This is a genomic window from Protofrankia sp. CiP1_Cm_nod2, from assembly GCF_920664355.1.
Taxonomy (GTDB): Bacteria; Actinomycetota; Actinomycetes; order Frankiales; family Frankiaceae; genus Protofrankia.
In genome coordinates this window covers 1-3940 of sequence record NZ_CAKKTL010000120.1, presented here as the reverse complement: position 1 = coordinate 3940, position 3940 = coordinate 1, and the positions used below count along the sequence as shown (strand labels likewise).

The following is a 3940-nucleotide window of genomic DNA, read 5'->3' as shown; positions in this document are numbered from 1 at the left end:
TATACACCACTGTCTCGGCGCGGCACTGGCCCGGCTGGAAGCCCGGGTCACCTTCACCCGGTTCGTCCGGCGCTTCCCCTCGGCCACGGTCGAGGAGGTCCGCTGGAACGGCCGGATCAACGTACGCGGTCCGGCGGAACTGTCGATAGTTGTACGGTAGGTGAATTCCGCCTGATACGGGCGGTGGGTGGCCCGGTCAGGCCCGGTCAGGCCCGGTCAGGCCCGGTCGGCCGTGGCAAGGAACTTCTCCAGCAGGCTGGTGATCGCCGCGGGCTGTTCCAGGGTGCTGCTGTGCCCGCAGCTCGCGACGATCCGCAGCTGGGCCCCTGGAATGCGGGCGGTGATGCGCTCCGATTTCTCCACCGGGGCGGCCCTGTCGTCGGCACCGACGACGACAAGTGTGGGCACCGTGATACCGGTGATCTCCCGCTCCACCGACGCGCGGCTGACCACCCCGAGCACCGCCTTGCGTATGGCGGCGCGCTTGTTGCCGCTGAGCCGGCCGGCCCACTCGTCGATCGTGGCCGCGCTGGCCGCGTCGGCGAGGAAGGCGGGGCCGAACATGTGCGGGCTGACCTTTCCCAGAATCGGTCTGATACCGAACAGACGCAGCAGCAACGCCAGCAGCTTGTACTCGCGGGCTTTGCTCCGCTCCTCGGCCCCGGCGCTGGTGTCCAGCAGTGTCAGCGAACGCAACAGCTCACCATGGCGGGCCGCGATGCGCTGCCCGACAAAACCACCCATGGACAGCCCCACCCAGTGCACCGGCGCGACCCCGAGCTCCCGGATCAGCGCGACCGCGTCACCGGTGAGGGTGTCCATGTCATAGCCGCCGGCGGCGGCCGGGGTATCGCCCTGCCCACGCCAGTCGACCGCCACACAGCGATAGCGCTCACGCAGGGCCGCGATCTGTGCGCGAAACATCCAGCCACCGAACAACAGGCCGTGCCCGAACACAATGGTCGGCGCGTCCGGCAGCCCCGCCGGCACCCCGGTATCACTGTAGGAAATCGTCACACCACTGACATCGATAGTAGGCACGCTGCCCTCGTCCCCGCCGGCGACCAACAACCGGACGTCAGCGTAATAGACATGCCTGCCACACAATGAGACCACACGATGACCAACAGGCTAATTCAGCTCTTCACACCGGTACGGGAGAGCCGCGCAACACGACCGCGGCAGCGATGTGCGGGTCGAGCGACGGCATAGACATCCTGGTCTTTGCCGTGCAGGGACTCGGTGCGATATGACAGGTCGTGCCGATCTTTTCGTCTACCCGGATCGACGAAATGTTGTCGCCGTCGATGCCAGAGAGCACCTGATCGACGGCCGGGGGCCCGCAGGCGAACCGGAGCGAGATGTGCGCGGTTCCCGTCGCGAGCCCGCGGCACCAGTGGGGCTGGGCGATGAACCAGGTCACCTCGACACCGGTCCTGGCTTTCTGAACCGACGGCTCCCGACACGCCCAGATGGCGGAAGAGTACCTTCATATTTACGGTGAGTCACGATTTTCAGGAACAAGTCGGGTGCCATCCGGTGCCGAACAGTTCGTTCAGGGGGCGGGAGCACCACCGCCAGCGGGCCGAGCAGTGCGCCTGTCTGTGACAATGCCTGTCTCGAGCAATCCGGGAGGGGCCCGGCGCCGAAGCACTGGTGACAGTGTCACAGTTGGAGGTGTCCATGCGCGTCGCGGCATACGGCGACCAGCCCCCGGCGCCGTCTCCCGGTGTCCTGGAGTCGTTGCTCGGCCGCGTCGCACGTGGCGATCAACAGGCGTTCGAGAGTCTCTACGCCGCGGTGGCCGGGCCGGTCATGGGCCTGGTGCGCACGCTGGTACGGGATCCGGCCCAGTCGGAGGAGGTCACCCAGGAGGTGCTCATCGAGGTGTGGCGCTGCGCGGCCCGCTTCGATGCCCGGCAGGGCAGCGCCATGGCGTGGATCATGACGTTGGCGCACCGCCGCGCGGTGGACCGGGTGCGCTCGGCGCAGGCGGCGGCGGACCGCGAGCACCGGGCCGGGGCGCGTGGTCGCGGCCCGGCGTTCGACGAGGTCAGCGAGCAGGTCGAGCACCGTCTGGAGCGCGCCCAGGTGCGACGCTGCCTGGAACGGCTGACCGATCTGCAGCGGGAGTCGGTGATACTCGCCTACTACCGCGGCTACACCTACCGGGAGACCGCCGACCTGCTGGGCGCGCCGCTGGGGACGGTCAAGACCCGGCTGCGCGACGGGCTGATCCGGCTCCGTGACTGCCTGGGGGTGTCCGTATGACCACCGCCGACCTGCACACGTTGACCGGCGCCTACGCCCTGGGTGCGCTGCCGGCGGAGGAAGCGGAACAGTTCGCCCACCACCTGGCGGCGTGTCAGGCGTGCGCCCAGGAGGTGCGGGAACTGCGGGAGACCGCGGCCCGGCTCGCGCTGGCGGTGGCGGAGGCCCCCCCAGCCGCCCTGCGTTCCCGGGTGATGGCGGCGGTGGCCGAGACCAGGCAGCTTCCGCCGACCGGGCGCGGAACCCCGGTGGCGCTGCCGGCCCGCCGGCTGCGGTGGCGGCGGCTGCCGCACCTGGTGGCCGCCGCATGCCTGCTGCTGGCTGTGATCAGCGGAGGTCTGGCCGTCGACGCCCGGCACGAGGCCGACCGGCAGCGTGCCCACACCGCCCAGGTCGAGCAACAGGCGGTGGCGCTGAGCGCGCTGATGACAGCGCCGGACGCCACGATCCGTGCCACCGTCCTGCGGGGCGGGGGCGGTGGCACCGTCGTGGTCTCCCCGCGGTTCGGCCAGGCCGCGTTCGTCTACCACGATCTGCCGGCGCTTGCCGACGGGCGGGTCTACCAGCTGTGGTACAGCCGGAACGGGACGATGGTGCCCGCGGGGCTCGTGAAGACCGGCCGTTCCTCGGGCGCGCTGCTCCTGACCGGTCAGACGCAGGGGGCGGACGGGGTCGGCGTGACGGCGGAGCCCCGGGGCGGCTCCCCCAGCCCCACCAGCGCGCCGCTGGCCCTGCTTTCGCTCTGACTTCTCTTTGACCCCGGGCTTCTTCCACGCTCACCCGTAACAGCCGGACCGCGTGTTCGGCCGCCGGCCGCCGGCCGCCGGCCGCCGCGTTGCCCGTCCGATGGCCCGCGGTGACGTGCTGTCAGGAGACAGCCGCTGGTCACCGGCCGCCACGGGCGGCGCGGAAAAGACGCGGAAAGAAAAACGGAAAAGCGGCCGAGCCCGACCAAGCCACGGCGGCGATCGCACCGAATGACAGTTGTGGTCGACGAGACGATGGCGGTGGAGAGCGGCGCGGACGGCCTTCCGCGACCAGCGCGACTGGTGCGGCTGGTCCTTGCCGGGCTCGGTGGGCTGATCGCCGGATTCGCCGCCCTTGCGGGGGCGGAACTGGCCGCTGCCGCGGTCAGGCCGCAGGCTGGCCCGGTCATCGCCGTCGGTGGGGCGGCGATCGACCTGGCTCCGCCGGCACTGAAGGACTTCGCCGTCCGGCACTTCGGCACCAACGACAAACTGGTGCTGCAACTGGGCATCCTGGCGGTTCTCGCGCTGTTCGCGATCGCGATCGGCCTGACAGCCCTGCGGTACCGGACGGCCGGTGTGCTCGGCATCCTGCTGTTCGGCGTGGTCGGAGCCGTCGCCGCCGCATCCCGCCCGGATGCGGAAACGCTCGATCCGCTGCCGTCCGTGGCCGGTGCGCTCATCGCAGCCGTGGTTCTGAGCATGCTCATCCGTCGGCTGACCACCCCTCCGGCGGGCCTCCCGGACTCCGGAAACGCCGTTGCCCACGATGATCATTCGGTATCCGCGCGACCAGATCCCACGCAACCGGAGCCCACACCGCCCGTACCAGCGGTCACGCCAGCGCCCACAGCCACCCCGGCGCGGCCCGTGCCCACAGCCACCCCGGCGCGGCCCGCGCCCACGGCCACGCCGGCGCGGCC

Annotated in this window: 4 protein-coding genes and 2 pseudogenes; 4 read left to right on the top strand and 2 right to left on the bottom strand. The window is 70.7% G+C overall.

Annotated elements, in window-relative coordinates; translation table 11 throughout:
* A pseudogene (locus tag NBW84_RS24305) lies at positions 1–160 on the top strand (cytochrome P450); the annotation flags it as partial.
* 56 nt (positions 161–216) lie between these two features.
* Here the strand turns inward: NBW84_RS24305 and NBW84_RS14395 are convergent.
* Together NBW84_RS14395 and NBW84_RS14390 are read right to left on the bottom strand one after the other, a co-directional pair.
* Positions 217–1041: an alpha/beta fold hydrolase gene (locus tag NBW84_RS14395; protein WP_250285240.1), complete on the bottom strand. Its 825-nt coding sequence runs from the start codon at positions 1039–1041 to the stop codon at positions 217–219.
* A 103-nt stretch (positions 1042–1144) separates the two neighbouring features.
* A complete protein-coding gene (locus tag NBW84_RS14390; RefSeq protein WP_445548450.1) occupies positions 1145–1474 on the bottom strand; it encodes a GNAT family N-acetyltransferase in 330 nt (109 codons plus the stop codon).
* A 209-nt stretch (positions 1475–1683) separates the two neighbouring features.
* On the opposite strand from NBW84_RS14390, the gene NBW84_RS14385 reads away from it, so the two are divergent.
* From NBW84_RS14385 to NBW84_RS14375, 3 genes and pseudogenes are all read left to right on the top strand, one after another.
* Positions 1684–2271 (top strand): sigma-70 family RNA polymerase sigma factor, encoded by a 588-nt coding sequence (locus NBW84_RS14385; protein WP_250285238.1) that lies wholly within the window; start codon positions 1684–1686, stop codon positions 2269–2271.
* Positions 2268–3017 carry an anti-sigma factor gene (locus NBW84_RS14380; protein WP_250285237.1) on the top strand — a complete coding sequence of 250 codons (750 nt, stop codon included), beginning with the start codon at positions 2268–2270 and terminating at the stop codon, positions 3015–3017. The genes NBW84_RS14385 and NBW84_RS14380 overlap by 4 nt, the downstream gene beginning before the upstream one ends.
* 231 nt (positions 3018–3248) lie before the next feature.
* Positions 3249–3940, top strand: a pseudogene (locus NBW84_RS14375) (molybdopterin-binding oxidoreductase); the annotation flags it as partial.

What these genes read in the sequence shown, in the direction of transcription:
- NBW84_RS14385 (WP_250285238.1), top strand. Translation starts at nt 1,684, where the DNA reads ATGCGCGTCGCGGCATACGGCGACCAGCCCCCGGCGCCGTCTCCCGGT.
- NBW84_RS14380 (WP_250285237.1), top strand. Translation starts at nt 2,268, where the DNA reads ATGACCACCGCCGACCTGCACACGTTGACCGGCGCCTACGCCCTGGGT.